A 22,713-nucleotide genomic window follows, 5' to 3' on the forward strand; every position below is an offset into this window, starting at 1 on the left:
CTGATGACAGATCGCCCTCCTCAACAGGCTGCTTCCCGGTTCGCGCAGATCGCGGCCCTGGTTGGGGAAGAGGGCGCCTTTGAGGTGAGATCCCTTGGTGGGGGCGATCTGTCTGATATCTGGCAGCTCGATTTCGCGTCCGGGCGCCGTGTCATCGTCAAGAATGGCCCTCATGTCGCCACTGAGGCGGCCATGCTCGATGCGCTGGCGACAACAGGTGTGGCTGTTCCGCCCGTTCTGGCGGTGCAGGGTGATCTGCTCGCGCTGGGCTATGTGCCGCGGGGCGGGAAAGGCGACGAGGCGTGGTCGGCGCTTGGGCAGGCCATGCGCTGCCTGCATAAGGTGAAGCAGCCTCCGCGTTATGGGTGGGACGAGGATTACGCTTTTGGCACGGTGCCTATCATTAATGACTGGACGCTCGAGTGGCGTGATTTCTGGCGGGATTGCCGGTTAAGGCCCTTCCTCGATTGCCTCCCCAGGGAAGTGGCGGCACGGGTCAATCACCTGTCGCAAACTCTCGATCGTTTTCTGCCCTCGGCCCCGCGCCCCACGCTTTTGCATGGTGATCTCTGGACCGGCAATTTCATCACCTCGCCTGCGCCCGAGGGCGGGATACGCGCCGTGTTGATCGATCCCGCTTGTTATATCGGCGATGCGAGTGCGGATTTCGCCATACTGACGCTTTTTGCGACGCCGCCAGAGGCGTTCTGGCGCAGTTACGGTCCGTTGCCGGAAGAGTATGAACGCAGCATCAATGTCTATCGTCTCTGGCCTGCACTCGTGCATTACCGTCTGTTCGGGGCCACCTATCTGGGTCTTGTGCAGAGCCTGCTCGATACATTGGAGCTTTGAGGCCGCTGACCCTGCGCAGGCTGTAAAGCCTGCGACCCTCGCCGATTCACAGGTGCGGTTCTTCGGGCATGAGCAGATCCATGACCGATGGTGTCCAGCCCAAGGCACGGGCTGCGAGGAGCGCAGCGCTTGCAGCAGTCAGCTCTGGCTCGCGGACGATCCTGAAAGGGTGCGATCCAAGCTGGCGCTTGATGGCCACCCAGCCGGGCGCACGCGACCATCCGCCCGAAAGATAGAGGTCGGGTTGCGTGGTCCCGACATCGGGCTGGGCAGGATTTGCCTGCCATGATGTGGCACGGAACTGGTTGATTCTCTCAATTGCGGTTTCTCCGGCACGCGCCAGCGCGCCGACAACAGCAGAGGCTCGCGAGAGGGGGGCGAGCGGCGCATCGTCTGTAAAGGCGGGGGCATGTCCCCCATGAGAGCCGGGAATGAAACAGCCGCTCTCCAGAAATGAATCCGGCTTGCTGGCACCGGAGAACAATGCCGCAATCATTGCGCCGGTCGCGCTGTCCTGAGAGGCCCAGGCGAGGTTGCGGGCGAGCTCTTCCACGCAGAGAAGCGTTGCGCCCCGCGACAGGATGCCTGGTGCGACATCGATGCCTGCCGGGAAGGGCACAGGATACGGCGCGTTCTGCGTGACGACGACTTCCGCTGTCCCCATCGAGTCAAGAATGGCCGCAGGGCTCAGCTGTGTGATGCCCCATCCGCCTATCGGGTGATCGTGCCCCCCGGCCACCACGAGGGCGTCGGGGGCGAAAACCGAATTCTCCGGGCCCGTGCGGGTGACGGGGCCGACAACATGCCCTGTCCGGACGACAGGGGGCAGGAGACCGCGTTTACCAAGGGTGGCTGTCACGCGGGCATCGTCCCATGCGCCGGATTGCGGGATGTAGGCCGCTGTGCGGGCGGCCAGTGAGTCGCTCATGAAAGCGGACTGGCACCACTGCGCCGCCGCGTAATCCGACAAAGCCAGCCAGGCATAGGCGTGCTCATGTCCCTCCTGTCTGGCCGCCCAGTACCAGCCCGTCAGGGTGCGAAACGGATCAGGGTCGATCCCTGTCAGGGGTGAGGGCGCCAGCGACGGAGACAACATCTCGAATAGCGCCTGTCGCTCGGGGGCAAACCAGGGAAGAGCGGCAGAGAGGGGCTGCAGCTGCGCGTCCACAAGCGTGCCATCCTCGCCAATGCCCGCCGTGCTGATGGCCCGAATGCGGTAACGGCTGCCACACAGCCTGTTCAGCAGGCCATTCACCTCGCTGAACAGACATGTGGCATCGATCATCTGGTCGTCGGGGCATCTGGGTGTGGGAACCGAGGCGCGGCCCACGACCATCCCCTCAGGGGTGATGATGATGGCTTTGAGATTGGTGCTGCCGATATCGATACCGGCGGCCACTTGATCGAAACCCATGACGATCTTTCCGTCGCTGGAAGGCCATCCACGCTACCGCGATACACTCAGTCGGCAAAGTGCACTGAGCGGCTCAGAGCATCGAGCTGCCCGAGCAGATCGCCGGCAGTCTTTTCGTCGCGCTGCCAGATATTGCGCCCGACGATGACGCCGCGTGCGCCCGCACGTATCGTCTGACCGACGGCGTCGAGCGTATCAGCCGGGCCGCCAGCAAGGGGGCCACCGGCAATGACAAGAGGAACGCGCAGTTCCTCGACCAGTCGTCTGGTACGGGCTTCGCCGGGGAAGGCGATCTTGATCACATGCGCGCCGAGGTCATAGGCGATACGGGCGATCTTCTCTTCTTCGATGATGACCTCTTCCGTGCGGGGGGCACCGATCAGGACAGGTTCGAGCACCAGCGGGATATCCCAGCGGTCGCAGGCAGAAATCACCGTGCCGACACGATGGCAGAGCGCCACGCGTTCCCTGTTCGACATATTCCACGGGAAGAGCATTTTGACGGCGTCGACGCCCATCCGGACGGCGTCCTCAACGGTGGTGATCAAGTCATGCGAGCCGGCGCCATCGAGTTGACGATAATCGTAATAGGTATCGATGGTCAGAACGCGCGTGAGCTCGGGATGTGCTGCAAAGAAGCTCTCGGTCTGGCGCACCTGCCCCGGCGTGAGCATGAAACCCGTCACCCCTTTGCCTGCCCAGCGAGCGAAAGGCGATGAGGGTGTTTCGAGGCCTTCGATGCGGTCGAAAATCAGACCATGATCGACAGGCATGATGATGGCAGCGCGATGGCTCGGCAAAGTGCGGCGCAGGCGATAGGTCATGGACATGAAAAAGGACTCCGTTGGGATCTCTCCGGACCGGGAGAGATAGGATAGTCAAACAATGTACGGTCTGTACGTACAATAACTGACTATCTTGCAGAAAACCCGTCAACCCTATCCTATGGTCATGCTACCCTCGTCACGGTGTATAGGCGGAGAAAACAACGGAAAATCTGGGCTGAGCGCAGCTATCACAAAACGATGATCGAGCGGACTGTACGTACAGACAGACTCGATGTGGCTTTGGCGTTATGGGGCTTTTACCCTGCCGTCGATCCGGCGTCGGGATTGCGTCTACCTAGAGGATTCTCCATGCGCGCACTTGTATTCGATGGGCAGGGTGGAATGTCATTGCAGAGCAGGGCAAAGCCCTCCCTTGGCGATGATTCCGTGCTTATAGCGCCGTCACGTGTCGGTATTTGCGGCACCGATCTGCATCTTCTGACCGGAGATTATCCTCTCGGCCGTTTTCCATGCATAGCCGGCCATGAATTCGCGGGCCGGGTTGTGGCTGTCGGGGCCACCGTCTCGCGCTTTGCGCCGGGGGATCGGGTATGCGTCGATCCTAATATCAGCTGCGGTCAATGCGTGATGTGCCGTGCCGGCGCGCCCAATCTGTGCAGCCATCTCGTGCCGGTGGGCGTCACGATTGACGGGGCCTTTGCCGAGCGTGTCGCCGTACCTGAAAAGATCGTGCACAGATTGCCGGCTCATCTCGATATGGCGTCGGGTGCGCTGATCGAGCCGCTTGCCTGCGTTGTCCACGCATTGGAGCGTGCGCCCGACCTGCGAGGTGGATCGGTCCTGATCTATGGCGCGGGGAGCATTGGATTGATGGCAATCGCCCTTGCCCGGCATCATGGAGCCGCGCATGTCGAGGTGATTGAGCCGAGTGCCACGCGCCGCGATGCGGCACTCGATCTGGGGGCGGATGGCGTGTTTGCGCCGGGCGAGCGGCGTATTGCGCGTGATATCGGTTTCGTCATCGAAGCGAGTGGCCATCCTCTGGCTGTAGCGGACGCTCTGGAACAACTTGCACCGCGGGGCGTGCTGATCCAGATGGGCGTCTGTTCTCCCGAGGCGACCATTGCGCTGCATCCGTTCGACCTGTTCGATCGGGAACTGACACTCATCGGTTCGCAATCCCTGTCAGGGGCCTATGAGCGGGCGATCGGGATTACGGCTGCGCTGCCTGATCTGGCAAAGAAGATCGTCAGTCATGTGTATGATCTGGCGGAGGCCCCGGAGGCTTTCGCTATGGCGCGTTCCGAAACGGCAAGGAAAGTGCAGATCCGTTGCGATGCTGCCGGGATCTGAGGGCACACGGGAAAGGCGGCGGCTGTCAGCAGGATCGTGGCGTGCTAGTAAGGTTGGAAGCCGTGTTACCCCTGAGGGAAGGAAGACGATCCGCGTATGAAGAAGCCTGAGATGCCTTCGCGTACAGCTGTTCCTGCACCTGCTTCGGCGGGTGACGGGCAGGCCGGTTTCATCATCGATCGTCTGTCAACGACGCCTTACTACGCCCAGCTTGCCGACCATCTGGAGGCTGAAATCCGCAAGGGGGTGCGCAAACCCGGCGCCCGCCTCGCCAGCGAGAACGAGTTGTGCACGCGTTACGATCTTTCGCGTGCAACCGTTCGCCAGACCTTGCAGACGCTCGAAAGCCGGGGGCTTGTCGCGCGCATTGCCGGACGAGGGGCCTTTGTCAGTGCAGGTGATGCCGTGCAGGGCTGGATGATCCAGGGACGCAAGGGCTTCCTTGAGACAGCGCTTGGTCATGGGCATCTCGATGTTACGACAGCGGTGCTGAGGGCAGGGGCTGTGACCCTGCCTGATACGATCTGTGCGCTGCTCGAGATTCCTGCGGCGAGCGAAGGCTTCGAACTGGTGCGTCTCCGTTCCCTGCGGGGGCTGCCGGCGCTTTACAGCATCAATTACAGCCCGCCGGACCTGATGGACGTGATTGGGCGGGGGCAGGATGTCCTCGAGGGGCGTTCGTCCCTCAGCGCCCTTCTGACAGAGGCAGGCTTTGCCCTTCAGGGGGCGCATCGTTCAATTGTGGCGATGGCCGCGCCGCGCGATATTGCGGCGCATCTGGACATACGGACGGGCTCACCCCTGTTGCGGGTGCGCTCGGTGTCCTGGCGCCGCGATAACATGCGTTTTGATGTGTATGAGGCCTGGGTACGCAGCGACCTCATACCGCTTGAGGTGGATGTCAGCGCCATCTGAGCGCGACCCACTTTCCGGCTTCCTTGCTTTTGCCCCCTGCTCCATTCACGGGGATGACCCGGGATGGAATAGGGGGGTGAGTTTTCAGGCTGATGCCGCCAGGGCTTCGAAGAGCACGGCGATGGCCTCGGCACCGGGGTCGGGGATATTGGCCAGCTGCTCGGGCGGGATATAGGAAGCGCGGCCGGCACGCGCTTTCATGCTCCGTGTCGCGTCTGCCCCCTTGCGCGCTGCGACCGCCGCCTGCGCGAGTGACTGACCGGATTGCAACGCAGCAATGGCAGGAAGGAGCGCATCGAGCATGGTGCGGTCACCTGGCTTTGCTCCGCCATAGGCCTGCATGCGCGCGGCGCCGTTACGCAAACCTTCGCGCCAGTTTTTATCATGCCCCGCTGTGGTCATGAGAATGGACAGCAGAACGCCGCTCGACCCACCGCTGTGACGAGCCAGAAGGCGTCCGATTGTGGCCATGAGCGCCTGCGGCGAGGCGAGGGGAAGGCGGTCGATGGCGCGCAGAACCTGTCGCGCGGCCTCGGCAAATGTCGAGCCTGCATCGCCATCACCGCATTTGGCATCGAGCGTATTGAGGGCAGCCTCGTGCCCGATCAGCGCGTCTGCGCCGCTAGTGATAAGGTGCCTGAGCAACGGATTGTCAGAGGGGGCATCCGTAAACGTTTCGGGCAGCGCGGGCACGGGCAGGGTCGCGACCGGGCCGAAAGCGGCCAGACCGGGCCATGCGTGAGGCTCGGCTGGTGCAGCAAGCGCCTCGATAAAGGCGGGTTCTGCAGGGAGCGTCGTCAGGGAGAAGCCGTTCATGTCGAGCGCCGTCATGACCGGGGATGGACCGGCAATCCATGCTGTCCGGGCGGCCAGTGACGTGCGGGAGAAACCGTCAAGAAGTGCAAGAGCCTCAAGGGGCGGCACACTGCCCAGCATGTTGAGAAGGACAATCTGCCTGGTCGTGCCGTTGGCATCGCTCTCTGGCAGGGATGACAGGAGCCGGTTCGCTGCGAGCGCAACCAGTTTGTCGAGAGGGGCCATCGGAATACGTTCGACGCCAGCTTCGCCGTGAATGCCGAGCCCGAGTTCGGCCTCGTTTTCGCCAAGGCGGGGCGGCTGATCGGGCGTATAGACATTGCAGTCGCTCAGGGCGAGGCCGATGGAACGAAGCGCACCCGCAGCATTCCGGGCCTGCGCGGCGACTTCTGCAAGCGGGCGGCCAGTCTCGGCGGCGTAGCCAGCGATCTTGTGAACCAGAACGGTGCCAGCAATGCCGCGTGCCTTGGCCGTGTGGCCAAGGGCAATGTCGTCGCCTACGATGACGAGTTCGACATCAAGCCCGAGCGCCTTTGCCTGTTCGGCTGCGATGCCGAAATTGAGCCGGTCTCCAGTATAGTTTTTGACGATAAGAAGGCATCCGGCCGGACCGGTCACAGCGCGTATGGCCGCAAGAATGGCATCGACACCCGGCGAGGCGAAAAGCTGACCGCAGACCGCTGCCGTGAGCATTCCTTTTCCCACAAAGCCAGCATGGGCGGGCTCATGTCCAGAACCACCGCCAGAAATGATGGCCACGCGATCTTTCGCCCAGTTTTTGCGCAGGACGACATGGATATCGTCGGCACCTTCAAGCCGACACAGATGGCTTCCCGCTGAGGAGCGCAGCAGCCCCTCAATGCCTTCGGCTACGATTGTGTCACGGGAATTGAAAAAGCGCTTCATGGACGAACTCCGCCTTGATCGCGGGGCTGTGGCGGCCCCTGTTATCGCTCGGTTGGGTCAGGCTAGAATCGTCAACGGTCGGAGGACATGACATTTCTATGTGAAAAGAGACACATTGATGTGACGTTGATCGTATTCATGCGAGATCGGGCGTGATTTACCGGCATGCAGGTGGCAAGGATCGCGCCTTTGCGTTGGCGTCCAGGCCGTATGGGTCCATTGGCCGCGTCGGATCAGTGCCAACGACCCCTCTGTTATCTTTTAGGCTCAACAGGTTGTGAAGAAGTGCCGACTGCCGCGCTCGGTGACCTGAATATGGGCAATGACTTGACACAAGCGGTGCGCTGCCGTGCATTTCCGAATTGTTGCACCCGGTCCGGAGGCTGATCGAAACGATTGGCAGCGGTCAGGGAATTCGTTACGATCAGACAAGAATTTTCGTCAACAGGGTCAGGATTACAGAGTTTTGGACATTCCATCCAAGTCGCATCTTCATCCCCCGCCGCAAGTCGATGAGGGCTATCACAAGGATCTCGGGCGCCGTCAGGTCCAGATGATCGCCATCGGCGGGGCTATAGGCACGGGGCTTTTCCTTGGTGCCGGCTCGCGGTTACAGCAGGCGGGCCCGGCTCTCGCGCTCGATTACCTCGTTTGCGGCATGTTCTGCTTTCTCATCCTTCGCGCGCTTGGCGAACTGGTGATGTATCGCCCCAGCGCTGGCAGCTTCGTCTCGTATGCCCGTGAGTTTCTTGGCGAGAAGGCGGCCTATGCGGCCGGGTGGCTCTCCTTCCTGAATTGGGCCATGACCGGTATCGTCGATATCACGGCGGTTGCGCTTTACATGCATTTCTGGGGCACATTCGATCATGTCCCACAATGGGTGTTCGCGCTCGTGGCGCTGGGCATTGTCGGCACCATGAACATGATTGGTGTGCGCTATTTTGGCGAGCTGGAGTTCTGGTTCTCGCTTATCAAGGTCATTGCGCTCGCCCTTTTCCTGATTTTCGGTTGCGTCGTTCTTGGCCTCAAGATGCCGGTGGCAGGCACTGTGCCTGGTTTTCATCTGATCTCCGAGAATAGTGGCATCTTCCCCCACGGCATCATGCCGGCCCTGTTCCTGATGCAGGGTGTCGTGTTCGCCTATTCGGCCATCGAGCTAGTGGGTACGGCGGCAGGTGAGTGTGCCAATCCGCGTGAGATCATTCCGCGTGCCATCAACAGCGTGATCTGGCGTATCGGCCTGTTCTATGTCGGATCGGTCATTCTGCTGGTCTGTCTGCTGCCCTGGAATGCCTACCACAAGGGCGTCAGCCCGTTCGTGACCTTCTTTCAGGCCCTTGGCGTGCCTCATGTCGATACGGTCATGAACATCGTGGTGCTCACCGCGGCCCTGTCGAGCCTGAATTCGGGCCTGTATTCGACCGGGCGTATTCTACGCGCCCTTGCCATGGGGGGCTCGGCGCCGCGCGCCCTGGCGCGGATGAACAAGCAGTCTGTCCCTTATGTCGGGATTCTGACAACCGTTGCGGTTTATCTCGTCGGGGTGGGTCTCAACTATCTCATTCCATCCCGCGTGTTCGAGATTGTGCTCAACGTGGCAGCTCTGGGTATCATCAGCACCTGGAGCTTCATTCTGATCTGCCAGATACGCCTGCGCCAGCTGGTTAATCGTGGCGAGGTCGAAAGCGCCGGGTTCCGTATGCCGGGTGCGCCGTTCACTTCTTGGCTGACGCTGGGCTTTCTCGGCTTTGTGGTTGTCATGATGGGTCTGGATTACCCCGAGGGCACCTATACGGTGTTTGCCATTCCGTTCATTGCGGTGCTTCTCGCCGGTGGCTGGGGATTGATTCTCCTAAGCCGCAAGAAAGCCTAATCAAACAAAATGGCCTGCTCAGTCCCGTCAGGACTGGGCAGGTTCTGCCGGCAACTGCCCTTCCCATTTGGCCACCACGGCCGTCGCCAGGGAGTTGCCGACGACATTCGTGGCCGAACGGCCCATATCCAGAAAAGTATCGACGCCAAGGATCAGCAGAACGCCCTCTTCAGGGAGTTTGAACTGGCTGAGCGTTGCCGCGATCACGACCAGTGACGCGCGGGGAATGCCTGCAACGCCCTTGCTGGTCAGCATCAGGGTAAGCAGCATGATGATCTGCGTGCTCCAGGGCAGGCTGATATCATAGGCCTGTGCAATGAAGATGCTGGCGAAGGTGCAATACATCATCGTGCCGTCGAGATTGAACGAGTAGCCGAGCGGCAGGACGAATGACGAGATGCGGCGTGAAATGGGAAACCGCGAGAGCTGGTCCAGCATCAGCGGATAGGCTGCCTCCGAGCTTGCTGTCGAAAAGGCCAGAAGGAACGGCTCGCGCATCAGTCGGATCAGACGGCGCGCCGGACGACCAAGAATGGCGAAGGCAGCCGCAATCAGGGAGCACCAGAGCAGGAAGAGCGCGATATAGAACTCGCCCATGAACTTGCCGTAATTGATGAGCACGCTCAGGCCATTGGTGGTGATGGTTGCGGCCATGGCGCAGAACACGGCCAGCGGGGCCAGGAGCATCACATAGCCTGTTACCTTGAGGATGATCTGTGACAGGCTCTCTGTCCATTCCATGATCACCCTGGCCTTTTCAGGCATGGAGGCGCAGGCAACGCCGAAAAAGACAGAGAACACGACAATCTGCAGGATCTCGTTATCCGTCATGGCGCGGAAGACGGAATCCGGAACGATGTGTTTGACGAAGCTGTCGAGCGACATGCCATCGGTGGCGATGGGGGATGTTGTGATGCCGTGCAGGCGATGCATCCCGACACCGGGGCCAAAAAGATTAACCAGAATCATGCCGAGCGTCAGCGAAAACAGCGAGGCCAGCACGAACCAGATCATGGCCTTTGCGCCAACACGACCAACCGAAGCCGCATCCGACATATGACCGATGCCCACCACGAGGGTGGAGAAAACCAGTGGGGCGATGATCATCTTGATCAGGCGCAGAAAAACGGTCGAACCGATGGAGATATAGTGGGCGAAATGCTGTTGCTGCACGGAATCAGCAATCCAGGCATGAGCGATGCCACCTACCGTAATGCCAAGCAGCATCGCGATGATGATGAGTGTGGTCATGCTCATGCGCTTCATTGAGGCAGCTCCAAAACGGCGGGGGAAGCCCGGGTCTAGGCCATAACACCCTGTCATATCAAATCTGGAACAGTCAGCTTGTGTCATGAGCGCCATGCGATACGCTGTCAGCGTGACCGCCATGGGGGGCAGATGTTGCATTGCGATGTGATCCTGCATCGTTTTGCAGCGTTGTCGCGCGATATGATCTCGGTCATATGATTTGCGTCGCAAGAAGTGACGGCAGGGTCACATATGGGCCGTTTCGTTCCCCATGTCTGATCGAGAAGCCAGACCTTGCGGCATCCCGGGGGGAAAAGAAGCGTGATTCAGAGTGCTATTGCGGTGATACTCGGTCTGATTGTCGGGCTGTTTTCCCTTATCGTGTCGATCATTGCCGTTATTGAGGAAGCTGCCCGCAAAGGGTTGCAGGAACTTGGTGTGCCTCATCAGGTGCAGACGTCTCTTCTGGCTCTGCTTTTGCTTTTGCTGGTTGTTGTCTCTTTCCGGCTATTCGGGAAGCTGTTTGGTTTGCTGATCGCGATTGCGTTGCTGGCTTTGCTTTTGCATGCGCTGTGTGCGCCGGAGATGACCGGCGTCACGATCTAGCAGGCAAAGGAAAGAGACAGGGTTCTGACCCCGCACAGGTTATGAGCCGCCTGGAACGAAGGTGCGGTGCCAGATCGGCCAGGGAAGGCAATCACGATCCCACATCCGCCACGGCGTGGCCGCGAGCGTTGGTGGAGATCGCCGGTATCTTCTGATTGTGATGGTGTCCGCGGCGGGATTCGAACCCACGGCCCCAGGATTCATACCACTTCGGCTTTCGCCGCCGGTACGCAAGGGCGCACCGTTTGTGGTCTGGACTGTCTCTTCACCATAGCCCGGAAAACCGGACGACAGGCGCTGCCCGTACAGTCTCTACACCTCCATGCTGCTTTCAGCGGCATGTTTGGCTCGGGATTGGCACGGCTAGTCGCCAGAGCGTTCCCCGAATTTGAGCAGATCCACCATGATGTTTCCAAGCATGGCGCCCAATTTTAGGAATCCTGTGCTCTATCCTGCTGAGCTACGCGGACAATCGTTTTCACTCTAGGGGGCGCGTGTGACACAGGCAAGAGGGCCGGTTTCAATTTTTTCTGTACCGTGTGATCGGTTGCAATACTGGCAAGTCATTCTAAGATTGCTTTTGTTAGTAAGTCTGTATGCCTGCCAGGAACGTGAAGATTGACCTTATTTATGCTGGCTGGCCCCGAGATTTACTTTGATCCTTTCCCTAAGGGCGTCAGGCGGCAAAACACACTCTCGGCATATTAATCTTCCTTCAATTGCATGCGTTGCCAGGAAGGAGAATACGTTTCGTAAAAAAACCGAGACAGGGATGTGATACAAGGCTCTGAGAAAAGAAAGCGTGAAGTAATGTTCGATCTGGCCCTTCGTGGTGTTGCAAAAACCGATTCCACCCTGCTGCGTCTGCGACTGATCGGTCGCATGGAAGCGACAACGCTTACGGGCGAAAGCGTTCTGCCTGTTGGTGGAAAGACGAAGGGATTACTTGCCATTCTTGCGCTTTCCGACCGCAAGCCTGTTGCACGCTCCCATTTGGCTGAACTGCTCTGGAGCCGACGTCCGGATGATCTTGCGCGTGCTTCCCTCCGTCAGGAAATCCATCGCCTTCTCGATGCCCTCAGCCCGTTGGGTGTCGATGTTATCGATGTGCAGCGTCACACGCTGGCGCTCAAGCCTGCCCTCACATCTGTCGATGTCGAGCGTATTCTCAACGGCGGCAAGTCCATCCTGCGTGAGTTGCCGCCGCCCAGCGAGGTTCTGCTGGGGGAGCTGAACGGTATCGATCCGGCTTTCAACGAATGGATCGAGGGGCAGCGTACACGCCTTAATCGTCACATCTATCAGCTTTTCGAGAGCGCGTTGCGCACTCAGGTCGATCCGGATGCTATTCTTGAGACAGCGGATCATCTCCTCGTTCGTGACGGTCTGAACGAGGCTGCGTGGCGCGCGCGTATTCAGGCGTGGGTGACAAAAGGAGAATATGCGCAGGCTGCAACTCTGGGCGATCAGGTTGTGCAGCTTTTTCAGGATCAGCTCGGCACAGTGCCAGGCCCTGCGACCATGGGGCTCGTGCGCAGCCTGCAAGAGCGGATAGCTTTTGATTCCTACGCCAAGGCGCATCATGGCGCTTCCTCAGCAAGCGACCCGGCGCTTGTCCACGGAGATTCCCATGCCGAGAACGCGAAGCTTTTTGTCGGCGGAGGCACCGAGGCGCCTTTCCTGACAGCCGCTGTCTCCACGCGTACGCTTGGCTCCATCGCTGTGGCACCGCTCAAGGCTGCGGGCGGGGCTCATGCTGATACGCTGGCGGCTGAGCTGACCGAGCGACTGGAGGTCAAGCTCGTCGGGTTGCAGACATTCACGGTTGTCCCGTTCCCGGAGACGCCTCAGGGCGAAACCGGGCCTCTTCTGGGTAATACGCACAACCCGGGGACCGATTACGTCATATCAGGACTGGTTCGGGCCAATGTCGAGCACGGGGACGCCAGTGAAGGCTATGTGATCATCAGGCTTCTGAGTCTGCGACAGGAAGGCTGTGTCGTCTGGGCAGACCGTTTCGAACTGCCAAAAGATACTCGTGCTCAGCGTGCATTGCTTTTCTATGTGATGAAGTCGCTTCAGTGGTCACTGTTCGTTTCGGAAGGGCAGCGCATGATGTCCCGCCCGATTGCCGAGCTATCGGCCTTTCAGATGGCCGTGCGTGCCCTGACACTCCTGTTGCGCTGTGACATCACACTCGCCACCGAATTGCGCGATCTGGTCGAACGTGCCTATCAGTCCGATCAGGAATCCGTGTTCGTGCTCTATGTGCGCTCGCTGATCAGGTTCTTTCTCTATCTTGAAACCTGGTCATCTGCGCCTCCGGAAGATATCGAGGAAATCGCATCGGCCGCCGGTTACGTGGCGATCCAGTTGCGTGCCAACCCGCTTGGCGTGTGGCTGTCGATGATGACACGCACCTTCACGCCCGGGCAGCTCGATGAAGCCAAGGCGTTGACCGCAGAGTACACGGGGGCAGGTGGCGTGTTTCCGGCAATCGCCATCTCGCCCTCCATTCACGCTCTCAAGGCTACTCAGGCCCTGCTGTCCGAAGACAAGGCCGTTGCACTGGAAGAAATCCAGCAGTTCCGTGCCCTTAGAGCGTCACAGCCTTTGGCGGTGCTCTCGGAGCCGTTCAGCATTTTTGTTCTCGAAGCGTCAGGAAACAACGAGGAAGCCAGACAGGCCGGTGCAGCCTTCGTCAGTCTCTATCCGCGTAGCGCTGCCGGGGTACTTTATTACCTCGTTTCGCTCGCGTCTCATGGAATGGGAGAAGAGACTGAGCGCGTGAAACGCCATCTGCTGAGGCTTGTGCCGGATATTACAATTTCCGGTGTGCTCTCACGACATGACTTTCTGCCAGAGGCAATGCAGATGTGGCTGCGTGAAATGCTCGAGCGGGTAAGCCTGCCGCAAGGATAAGTGGCAGGCCAGCCTTGGCGGGACCGGGCGGGCGCGATATGAACAATTGTTGAAGCCGGACGCGGGTGCCGCGATCGGGGATTTCGACACGCGGCCAGTGCCAGTCTAATAGGGACAACATGACACCTCGTTTGCAGCCGATCGCCCCTCTCAATGCGCCCATAAGGGCGCTGACACTCAAGGGGCGGCATCTCTCCGTTCTGCCGCTCTGCGCCCTGTTGGCACTCAGTGCCTGTGGCGGTGGGCGTGATCCCGACAGTCTGACCCAGCCGCGCAATCATCTGCTTGGCGTTGATCGCGGCGCTACGGGGGGTGATGACCAGCTTCAGGGTGGGGTTAATGCCTATCTCTGGCGTGGTGCCATTGATACCCTGTCGTTCATGCCATTTGCCTCAGCGGACGCGAATGGCGGCGTGATCCTGACGGATTGGTATCAGCCCCCTGCCAGCACCAACGAGCGCTTCAAGATCGCTGCCTATATCCTCGATCGCCGGTTGCGTTCGGATGCGCTGCGCGTTTCCGTGTTCCGTCAGGAAAAGCAGGGAAGCGAGTGGGTGGATACCCCCGTTGCACCGAACACGACCTCGGATATCACGACGCGTATCCTCGCGCGCGCGCGTCAGCTCCGTGCCGATAATGGCAATCGGGACTGAAGCCTCCGCCCTGAAGATTACGTGACACGAACAGACGACAGAAGATCATGACGGAACAAGAGACACTCGGCTACGATTTCGGCAAGGCTGAGCCCAAATGGCAGGCAAAATGGGACGGTGTGCGCGCCTTCGCCGCTGATGACCATCCCGCTGCCGACAAGCCGAAATATTACGTGCTCGAGATGTTTCCGTATCCGTCGGGTCAGCTCCATATGGGCCATGTGCGCAACTATGCGCTGGGCGATGTGGTGGCGCGTTACAAGCGCGCTCGTGGTTTCTCGGTCCTGCATCCCATGGGCTGGGATGCGTTCGGCCTCCCGGCGGAAAATGCGGCGCGTGAGCGCGGTGTGCATCCGGGACAGTGGACGCTGGACAACATTGCCGCCATGCGCGGCACGTTGCAGCGCCTTGGTTTCTCGCTGGACTGGGAGCGTGAGATCGCGACCTGCCTGCCGGAATATTATGGGCATCAGCAGAAGCTGTTTCTGGATATGTGGCGCAAGGGTCTGGTCGAGCGTCGTGAATCCTCGGTCAACTGGGACCCCGTGGACAACACCGTGCTCGCCAATGAGCAGGTGGTTGACGGGCGTGGCTGGCGTTCGGGTGCGCTGATCGAGAAAAAGCGCCTGTCGCAGTGGTTCCTCAAGATTACGGATTTCGCAGCACCCCTGCTTGAAGGCCTCGACAAGCTGGATCGCTGGCCAGCGCGTGTGCGCGTCATGCAGGAGCGCTGGATCGGCCGCTCGGAAGGCGCTCGTGTCCGCTTTGCGCTTCATGCACCCCCCGAAGGGTTCGACACCGACTTGGACTCGGTCGAGGTGTTTACCACCCGTCCGGACACGCTGTTCGGTATGAGCTTTGTCGCGATTGCTGCCGATCATCCGTTGGCTGCAAAGGTTGGTCAGGATAACGAAGCCGTACGCAGCTTTATCGAGGAATGTCAGCGTCTCGGTACGTCCGAGGAAGCAATCGAGGCGGCCGAAAAGCGCGGGATCGATACCGGGTTGCGCGTCAGCAACCCGTTTGCGCCTGACGAGACCGTGCCGGTCTGGATCGCCAATTTTGTTCTGATGGAATATGGTACGGGCGCTGTGTTCGGTTGCCCCTGTGGCGATCAGCGCGATCTTGATTTTGCCCGCAAATATGACCTTCCGGTGCGTCCGGTCATTCTGCCGACAGGCGAGCAGCAAGCTGGCTTTACGGTGGGCAAGACCGCCGTCACGGGTGAGGGCACGCTCATTAATTCCGGCTTCCTCGACGGGCTGGACATCGTCGAAGGCAAGCGCAAGGCCATCGAGCGTCTCGAGGGTATGGGGATCGGCCGTGGTGTCGTGAACTGGCGCCTGCGCGACTGGGGAATCTCGCGCCAGCGTTACTGGGGCTGTCCGATACCGGTCATCCATTGCGACAGCTGTGGTGCAGTGCCTGTGCCGGACGACCAGTTGCCGCTGAAGCTCCCCGAGGATGTCACCTTCGACCGTCCCGGTAATCCGCTCGATCACCACCCGAGCTGGAAGCATGTGGACTGCCCGCAATGCGGCGCCAAGGCACGTCGCGAGACTGACACATTCGATACGTTCGTCGATAGCTCATGGTATTTCGCGCGCTTTACGGCGCCCCATGCCAGCACCCCGACGGACCCGATTGCGGCCAATAGCTGGCTGCCGGTCGATCAGTATATCGGCGGTATCGAACACGCGATCCTGCATCTGCTTTATGCGCGCTTCTTCACGCGTGCCATGCACGAGACGGGTCATCTCAGCGTCGATGAGCCGTTTGATGGTCTGTTCACCCAGGGCATGATCACCCATGAGAGCTACCGCGATGAGAGCGGCTGGCTCGCGCCTGAGGACGTGGTGCGTTCGGGCGAAGGCTATGTGCGTCGTGACAACGGCCAGCCCGTGCAGCTCGGTCGCCTGGAGAAGATGTCGAAATCCAAGCGGAACACGGTTTCGCCTACGGCGATTATCGAGCGCTTTGGTGCAGATACGGCGCGCTGGTTCGTTCTGTCCGACAGCCCGCCAGAGCGTGATATGGAGTGGACCGAGTCCGGCGTTGCTGCTTCAGCCCGTTTCGGTCAGCGTCTCTATCGTCTGGTGCAGAATGTCGCGGCGCAGGTGCCACAGGGAGCGCCCTTCACGGAGGGCGGCCGCAGCCTGCGTCAGGCCACGCATCGCACGATCAAGGCCGTGACCGAGGCGCTTGAGGGCTTCACACCCAATGTCGCCGTGGCGCGTCTGCACGAATTGAGCGCTGCCCTGTCGGAGGCCGAGAAATCGACCGAGGACGGTATTGGCGCAGCGCGTCGCGAGGCCGCTCTCTCACTTGCCTTGCTTGTCGCCCCCATGATGCCGCATCTGGCGGAAGAGATGGTGGCCCTGCTGGAGCCTGAGGGGGCTATGGTCGTCGAGCGCGCCTGGCCGGAGGCGCTGGACGCGTTCCTCACGCGTGACAGCATCACGCTGGGCGTGCAGATCATGGGTAAGCTGCGTGGCACAATCGAGGTGCCACCCGACGCGCCGTCTGACATGGTGCTTCCGCTGGCCGAGGCCGAGCCGAACGTGGCGCGGATGCTGGAAGGCAAGCGTATCGTCAAGCGCATTCACGTGCCCAATCGTATCGTCAACTTTGTGGTGGCAGGCTGAACCGATGCGCCGTCTTATCCTGCTTGCTTCTCTGGCTCTGAGCGGTTGCGGGTTTCAGCCGCTTTATGGGAGCAATGGAGATGGCGGCGCTCGTGTGACGCATGAGATGCAGCGCATCTATGTCTCCAACATCCCCGAGCGCCAGGGGCAGGAATTGCGGCTTGCGCTTCAGGAGCAGCTGGGGAGCGGCAGCACCAAGGCGCCAGACGGGTACACGCTCAATGTGAGCTACGGCGTCAATGCATCGGTCATTGATATTCATAGCGATAATACTGCCGGCCGTTATCGCGAACTGGGGACAGCGCATTGGCGCCTCTATACTGTCGAGCCATCCCCAAGATTTCTGGCTGAGGGCGATGTGAATGAACTCGATGGCTTCAATGCGACCTTCGAGCAGTATCTCGCGCAGACCCTGAATGACGAGACTGTGCGGGCCCGTATCGCCCAGACCCTTGCGGGATCGATCCGTCAGCAGATTGCCATCTGGTTCAAGACCCAGATCAAGCCATCGCGTAACAATGCAGCGGATCTGCCGTCCTATTTTGATCCGAACGCCATGCCGACCCAGAATGGTCAGCCTTACGAGAAGGCGGGTCCTGATGGCTTCCCGGCTGCGGCAACGGGGCGTACGGATCTCAATAGCACGGATAACTGATCGCGCATGAAGATCGATGCCCGCTCGACTTCCCGCACACTCGCTGAAATTGGCAAGTGGCGCGGGGTCCTGCTCTATGGTGATGATCTCGGCCTGATACGCGAGCGGGCCACCCAGTGCGTCAAGCTGGTGGCGGAGTCTCTGGATGACCCGTTCCGTGTCGCAGTGCTCGATCAGGAGCAGCATGGCCGCCTCGAAGAGGAGATGGGCGCGCTTTCGCTGATCGGGGGGCGTCGTGCCATATGGGTGCGCGATGCCCAGGACGCGTTGTTGCCCAGAGTCATGGCGGCGCTTGCGATCGACAGCGATACGGTTCTGGTCATCGAAGCACCGGGGCTTGCCTCACGCGCGAAGCTGCGAACCTCGCTTGACGCCCATGCCTCGATTGCCGCCATCGGTTGCTACCCCGAGGAGGGCAAGACCCTCATTGCCTCACTGGCGGATCTCTTTCGTGAGGCCTCAGTCACGATCGACCGTGACGCCCTGTTCTGGCTTTCTTCCGTCATGGGAGCCGACCGGGCAGCCATACGAAGCGAAGTCGAGAAGCTCGTTCTTTTTGCCGGGGAAGGTGGCCGTCTGACGCTCGATGACTGTCAGGAATGTATCGGTGATTCTGCTAGCGCTACCCTGGATGATGCGACAAGTGCTGCGATGGCTGGTGATCGAGCCATTGCTGACATTGCGCTGGAGCGTGCGCTTGCCGATGGTTTGTCTCCCATTGCTCTGGCGCGTGCCTGTCTGTCGCTCATGAACCGGTTGCTGCGGGTGCTGGACTGGATGGATGAGGGCAAGTCGCGTCAGGAAGCCATGAAAATGCTTCGCCCCCCGGTGTTTTTCAAGAAAACCGAGAGCTTCACGAAAGCCCTTGAGCGCTGGGATCGCACAGGTCTCAGGAGAGCCTGCGATGCCGTGCAGGGTTTCGAGCTGGCCTGCAAGCAGACGGGCAGCCCTGATCTGGCGCTGTCACGCCGTCTGATTGCACAGCTTTGTCTCGGCCCGAGATCATTCCAGCGTTGAAATCATCGCATCGTTTTGCCACGATCGGTGCGATGAGGATTTCGACCTGCGACCCAGAGGCAATTATGGCAATCGGCGCGTTGCCGGCTAGCCCGCTGATGTCTCTCGCAGGGCAGCTCATTCCGCCGCCGCATGCGCGCTTGCACAACCGATGAGAAACACGAGACGCTCAGCCCTGTGGTACGGGAACATTGCGGTGTTGCTGGCAATCGGCGCCTTGCTTCTTCTGGTACTTGGCGCTGTCGCCGCGCCGCTCTATGCGCGAGCGGTTGGGGTCGATGCAATGGCTTCCAATCTGGCCGGCACCGTCATGCGCAACGGCCATGCGCAGGATATCATGCAGGCCAATGACAACCCCCTCCATCTGGGCCTCTCTCCCATTGGTCCGTCATGGCGTTGGGGGTCTTATGCCCTTGGGGCCGATTCACAGGGGCGCGACATTGCCGCGAGACTGCTTTACGGGGCGCGATCCTCGCTGGTCATCGCTTTTTCAGCCGCCTGCCTGTGCCTGATTGTCGCGACGTTTTGCGGTCTGGCGGCCGGATATTGTGGGGGGTGGGTCGATCTGGTCCTGTCGCGCGGGCTCGATATTCTCTGGGCAGTGCCGGTTTATCTGTTCGCCATCAGCCTCAGCGTGGTGACAATTGGCCATGACCTCTCTTTTGGCCCGCTCCACTTGCGGGCGGACTCACTGCTTCTGCCCATTCTGATTATCGCGCTCATCTATGTGCCCTATGCGGCGCGGCCCATCCGGGCCCGGACGAAAAGCCTGCAAAATGCTGGCTTCGTTCTTGCAGCGCGTGGGCTGGGGGCGTCGTCACTGCGCATCATCCTGCGCGAGATCCTGCCCCTGCTGGCGGAAACCGTCTTTGTGCTGGCACCGCTCATCATGGCGCTTTGCCTCCTGGCGGAGTCCGCACTGTCTTTTCTCAGTCTCGGTGTGCAGGCACCTGCCGCTTCGTGGGGGAGCCTGATCCATGATGGCGAGGGATTGATCTATAGCCGCCCGGTCGTCGCCATCGCGCCGGGATTGGCCATCATCGTGACTGTTCTGGCCCTGAACACGCTGGGTGACGCGGCGCAGACGGCGTTGCGCAGGCGGGGCGGCAGATGAGGGGCTTTCTCTCCCGCCTCGGGCAGATGCTGCTCGTGCTGTTCGGCATTTCGGTACTCGTCTTTGCCGTGTTCTTTGCAACGCCGGGGTCGGACCCCTCAGCCCGTATTGCGGGGCGCGGCGCGAGCCCGGAGGTGATCGAACGTGTTCGCCATGCCTATGGCTTCGATCGCTCGCTACCTGTCCGTTATCTCACAATGATGGATCATCTGTTCATCTCGCGAAACCTGACGTCCTACGTCAATCACGGGCAGAATGTGGTTTCGGAGGTGTTTGCTGCTGCACCTGTCACGCTCTCGCTTGTGCTATGGGCGGCGCTGTTCTGGGTGAGCGGCGCGCTGGTGCTTGGCATGATGGGGGCGGCTTTTCAGGGCGGTGCCCTGGACCGTCTCCTTTCTGTGCTGGCTATGATTGGTTTGTCCATCCCGGTTTTCTGGCTGGGCGAAATGGTCAATCTGGTGAGTCAGAGCCGGTTGCATGACACCTGGCTGTTCCGTTGGGTGCCGCCACTGGGCTATGTGCCACTCTCCACGAGTGTTCTCGGCTGGACGAAATGTCTGATCCTCCCGGCGCTCACGCTCGCTGTCGCTTTCATCGGCCTTTACAGTCGGGTTCTGCGCTCGGACCTGCTTTCGGCCATGCAGGAAGACGCGCTGCGCACAGCACGTGCGAAAGGGGCAGGGCCGTGGCGCCTCTGGTTCTTTCATGCCTTGCGCCTTTCCGGTCTGAGCGCGCTCTCATTGTTCGGTCTCGATTTCGCCCAGCTGCTCGGGGGTGGTGCCCTGTTGACGGAAGTCGTGTTTGCGCTGCCCGGTGTCGGGCATCTGACCTATCAGGGCCTGAGCACGCTGGATCTGCCGCTCATCATGGCAACCGTGCTCTATGCGGCGTTTTTCGTGGTGGTTGCCAACGCCCTGATCGACGGGCTGTATCGCCTGCTCGACCCGCGCATCGGGGGAGGGAAGAATGGGCACTGAGCCGCTTTTGTCCCTGCGCAACCTGCGGCTGAAACACCCCAGAGCCGGCTATCTGCTCGATGGCGTGACCCTCTCGCTGCAGCGCGGTCAGATCCTTGGGGTCGTGGGCGAATCAGGCTCAGGGAAAAGCCTGACCGGGTTGAGCGTGCTCGGGCTGCAACCTCCCGGCATCCTGTCCGGTGAGATGATTTTTGACGGGCAGGATCTGCAATCCCAGACCGAGAGGGCGTGGCAGCATTTTCGCGGCAGGCGGGCCGCCATGATCTTTCAGGATCCGATGACGGCTTTTCTGCCGGTTCGGCGTATCGGTGCCCAGATTGCCGAGCAGATCAGGCTGCACCAGCTTGTATCGAAACGCGAGGCGAATGAGCGTGTGGTGACACTGCTCGGGCGTATGGGCGTGCCGTCTCCCGCGCAAACCGCTTTGCGTTTTCCGCATGAACTGTCTGGCGGGCTGCGCCAGCGCGCCATGATTGCGATGGCTGTGTCCTGTGAGCCGGATCTGCTGATTGCTGATGAACCGACAACGGCGCTCGATGTCACGGTTCAGGCGCAGATCCTGGCGTTGCTGCGTGAGATCGGTGCGCGTGAGGCGAGCGTCATGCTGATCACCCATGACATGGGGGTAGTGGCGCAAAGCTGCACGCATGTCGCCGTTCTTTACGCCGGGGTCGTCATCGAGACCGGCCCGGTGGCGGCTGTTCTCTCGGCCCCACGCCATCCCTATACGCAGGCCCTGTTGCAGGCCATACCACCGCTCGAAGGACCGCGACCGGCCAGATTGCCCGTGATCGAGGGTGCTCCTCCCTCGCCACAGACACGACCCAGCGGGTGTGTTTTCGCGCCGCGCTGCCCCCATGTCATGCAGCCCTGTGAGGTGCGTCCAGCGATGCGGCGCGTCATCGATGGCTTGTACAGCACGACGACAACCGTCTCAGCCAAGGCGCAGAAAGAGGAGCGCCATGAGGTGGCGTGCGTGCTCTACGAATGACGGAACTGCTTAAAGCGCAAGATGTCGCCCGGACCTATCATCTGGGGCGCGGCAGGACACTGCGGGCCGTCGATGGCATCTCGCTCGCTCTGAAGCGTGGAGAGAGCCTTGCCCTCGTCGGTGAGTCAGGTTGCGGCAAATCCACACTGGGCCGTCTCATGATGGGGTTTGATCGCCCCGACAAGGGAGAGATCCTGTTCGACGGGCAGGATATGGCGCAAATGGGGCGGCGCGCCCTGCGCGATCTGCGCAGCCATCTGCAGATGGTCTTTCAGGACTCTGGATCGTCCTTCAATCCGCGTTGGACGATTGGCAATACATTGGCGGAGCCGTTTCGTATCCATCGGCGTGAGTGGTCCAGGGCCACGTTGGTGGCGCTCCTTGAACGCGTAGGTTTGTCGGCGGATTATCTGCCCCGTTATCCCGGTGCGCTCTCTGGCGGGCAGCGGCAGAGGCTGAACATTGCCCGCGCCATTGCGCTCTCACCGCAGGTCATCGTCGCGGACGAGCCTGTCTCGGCGCTGGACGTTTCCGTACAGGCACAGATTGTCAATCTGCTGCGCCAGCTTCAGGCCGAGATGGGTCTGGCCTGTCTGTTCATCTCGCATGATCTGGCGGTGGTGAGACAGATTTCGGACCGCGTGGCGGTGATGTATCTGGGCGCGATTGTCGAGGAAGGGGAGACGCTCGCCCTGCTTTCGCGACCGCTCCATCCCTATACAAGGGCGCTGGTAGAGGCTGTGCCTCAACCGGGCAAACCGCTGGCGGCGCCCTTGCAGGGCGATGTGCCAAGTCCTCTTTCCCCGCCACCGGGCTGTCGCTTCCACACGCGCTGCCCGATTGCCCGGGCGCGTTGTGCAATTGAGCGGCCGATCCTCACGGATTACGGCGCAGGGCGCAGGGCGGCGTGCCATTTCCCACTTCTGCATGATGGCAACGCCGCCAGCTGATTGCCAGATAGGCTCGGC

General features: G+C 60.6%; 18 protein-coding genes. 14 read left to right on the forward strand and 4 right to left on the reverse strand.

Annotated features, from left to right (window positions below; genetic code table 11):
- Nucleotides 1-3 precede the first annotated feature (3 nt).
- Nucleotides 4-852 (forward strand): fructosamine kinase family protein, encoded by an 849-nt coding sequence (locus tag F3J08_RS10060; RefSeq protein WP_166929698.1) that lies wholly within the window; start codon nt 4-6, stop codon nt 850-852.
- A 46-nt stretch (nt 853-898) separates the two neighbouring features.
- Here F3J08_RS10060 and F3J08_RS10065 read toward each other — a convergent pair whose 3' ends face one another.
- A complete protein-coding gene (locus tag F3J08_RS10065; protein WP_166929699.1) occupies nt 899-2,266 on the reverse strand; it encodes an FGGY family carbohydrate kinase in 1,368 nt (455 codons plus the stop codon).
- A gap of 47 nt (nt 2,267-2,313) precedes the next feature.
- Entirely contained in the window at nt 2,314-3,096 is a 783-nt protein-coding gene (locus F3J08_RS10070; protein ID WP_166929701.1) for a class I fructose-bisphosphate aldolase, read from the reverse strand.
- 306 nt (nt 3,097-3,402) lie between these two features.
- Between F3J08_RS10070 and F3J08_RS10075 the strand changes: the two genes are divergently transcribed.
- Both F3J08_RS10075 and F3J08_RS10080 read left to right on the forward strand, forming a co-directional pair.
- Entirely contained in the window at nt 3,403-4,407 is a 1,005-nt protein-coding gene (locus F3J08_RS10075; protein WP_166929703.1) for an alcohol dehydrogenase catalytic domain-containing protein, read from the forward strand.
- Between the two features lie 111 nt (nt 4,408-4,518).
- Nucleotides 4,519-5,322, forward strand: coding sequence for a GntR family transcriptional regulator (locus F3J08_RS10080; protein WP_166929705.1), 804 nt, complete (start codon nt 4,519-4,521; stop codon nt 5,320-5,322).
- A gap of 84 nt (nt 5,323-5,406) precedes the next feature.
- On the opposite strand, the gene F3J08_RS10085 is transcribed toward F3J08_RS10080, so the two are convergent.
- The gene (locus F3J08_RS10085) at nt 5,407-7,044 is read right to left on the reverse strand and encodes a dihydroxyacetone kinase subunit DhaK (RefSeq protein WP_166929707.1); all 1,638 of its coding nucleotides are present in this window, start codon (nt 7,042-7,044) and stop codon (nt 5,407-5,409) included.
- A 466-nt stretch (nt 7,045-7,510) separates the two neighbouring features.
- On the opposite strand from F3J08_RS10085, the gene F3J08_RS10090 reads away from it, so the two are divergent.
- Nucleotides 7,511-8,917, forward strand: a complete 1,407-nt coding sequence (locus F3J08_RS10090; RefSeq protein WP_240149268.1) for an amino acid permease — start codon at nt 7,511-7,513, stop codon at nt 8,915-8,917.
- A 27-nt stretch (nt 8,918-8,944) separates the two neighbouring features.
- Here F3J08_RS10090 and F3J08_RS10095 read toward each other — a convergent pair whose 3' ends face one another.
- The gene (locus F3J08_RS10095; RefSeq protein ID WP_240149269.1) at nt 8,945-10,324 is read right to left on the reverse strand and encodes a dicarboxylate/amino acid:cation symporter; all 1,380 of its coding nucleotides are present in this window, start codon (nt 10,322-10,324) and stop codon (nt 8,945-8,947) included.
- Nucleotides 10,325-10,486: 162 nt separating this feature from the next.
- Between F3J08_RS10095 and F3J08_RS10100 the strand changes: the two genes are divergently transcribed.
- From F3J08_RS10100 to F3J08_RS10145, 10 genes are all read left to right on the forward strand, one after another.
- Nucleotides 10,487-10,771, forward strand: a complete 285-nt coding sequence (locus tag F3J08_RS10100; RefSeq protein ID WP_166929709.1) for a hypothetical protein — start codon at nt 10,487-10,489, stop codon at nt 10,769-10,771.
- Between the two features lie 810 nt (nt 10,772-11,581).
- On the forward strand, nt 11,582-13,693 hold the full coding sequence (locus F3J08_RS10105) for a BTAD domain-containing putative transcriptional regulator (RefSeq protein WP_166929711.1): 2,112 nt from the start codon (nt 11,582-11,584) through the stop codon (nt 13,691-13,693).
- A 119-nt stretch (nt 13,694-13,812) separates the two neighbouring features.
- Complete coding sequence (locus F3J08_RS10110; protein ID WP_122038873.1) at nt 13,813-14,346, forward strand: DUF3576 domain-containing protein; 534 nt, start codon at nt 13,813-13,815, stop codon at nt 14,344-14,346.
- A gap of 47 nt (nt 14,347-14,393) precedes the next feature.
- Nucleotides 14,394-16,991, forward strand: a complete 2,598-nt coding sequence (gene leuS / locus F3J08_RS10115) for a leucine--tRNA ligase (RefSeq protein WP_122038872.1) — start codon at nt 14,394-14,396, stop codon at nt 16,989-16,991.
- A 4-nt stretch (nt 16,992-16,995) separates the two neighbouring features.
- Complete coding sequence (locus F3J08_RS10120; RefSeq protein ID WP_166929713.1) at nt 16,996-17,646, forward strand: LPS assembly lipoprotein LptE; 651 nt, start codon at nt 16,996-16,998, stop codon at nt 17,644-17,646.
- Between the two features lie 6 nt (nt 17,647-17,652).
- Entirely contained in the window at nt 17,653-18,663 is a 1,011-nt protein-coding gene (gene holA / locus F3J08_RS10125; protein ID WP_166929715.1) for a DNA polymerase III subunit delta, read from the forward strand.
- 151 nt (nt 18,664-18,814) lie between these two features.
- The gene (locus F3J08_RS10130) at nt 18,815-19,777 is read left to right on the forward strand and encodes an ABC transporter permease (RefSeq protein WP_166929717.1); all 963 of its coding nucleotides are present in this window, start codon (nt 18,815-18,817) and stop codon (nt 19,775-19,777) included.
- Entirely contained in the window at nt 19,774-20,754 is a 981-nt protein-coding gene (locus tag F3J08_RS10135; RefSeq protein ID WP_166929719.1) for an ABC transporter permease, read from the forward strand. Before F3J08_RS10130 ends, F3J08_RS10135 begins: the two co-directional genes overlap by 4 nt.
- The gene (locus F3J08_RS10140; RefSeq protein WP_166929721.1) at nt 20,744-21,745 is read left to right on the forward strand and encodes an ABC transporter ATP-binding protein; all 1,002 of its coding nucleotides are present in this window, start codon (nt 20,744-20,746) and stop codon (nt 21,743-21,745) included. The genes F3J08_RS10135 and F3J08_RS10140 overlap by 11 nt, the downstream gene beginning before the upstream one ends.
- Nucleotides 21,742-22,695, forward strand: coding sequence for an ABC transporter ATP-binding protein (locus F3J08_RS10145; protein WP_166929815.1), 954 nt, complete (start codon nt 21,742-21,744; stop codon nt 22,693-22,695). Before F3J08_RS10140 ends, F3J08_RS10145 begins: the two co-directional genes overlap by 4 nt.
- The last annotated feature ends 18 nt before the right edge of the window (nt 22,696-22,713 follow it).

The organism is Asaia sp. As-1742, assembly GCF_011753235.1.
Taxonomy (GTDB): Bacteria; Pseudomonadota; Alphaproteobacteria; order Acetobacterales; family Acetobacteraceae; genus Asaia; species Asaia bogorensis_B.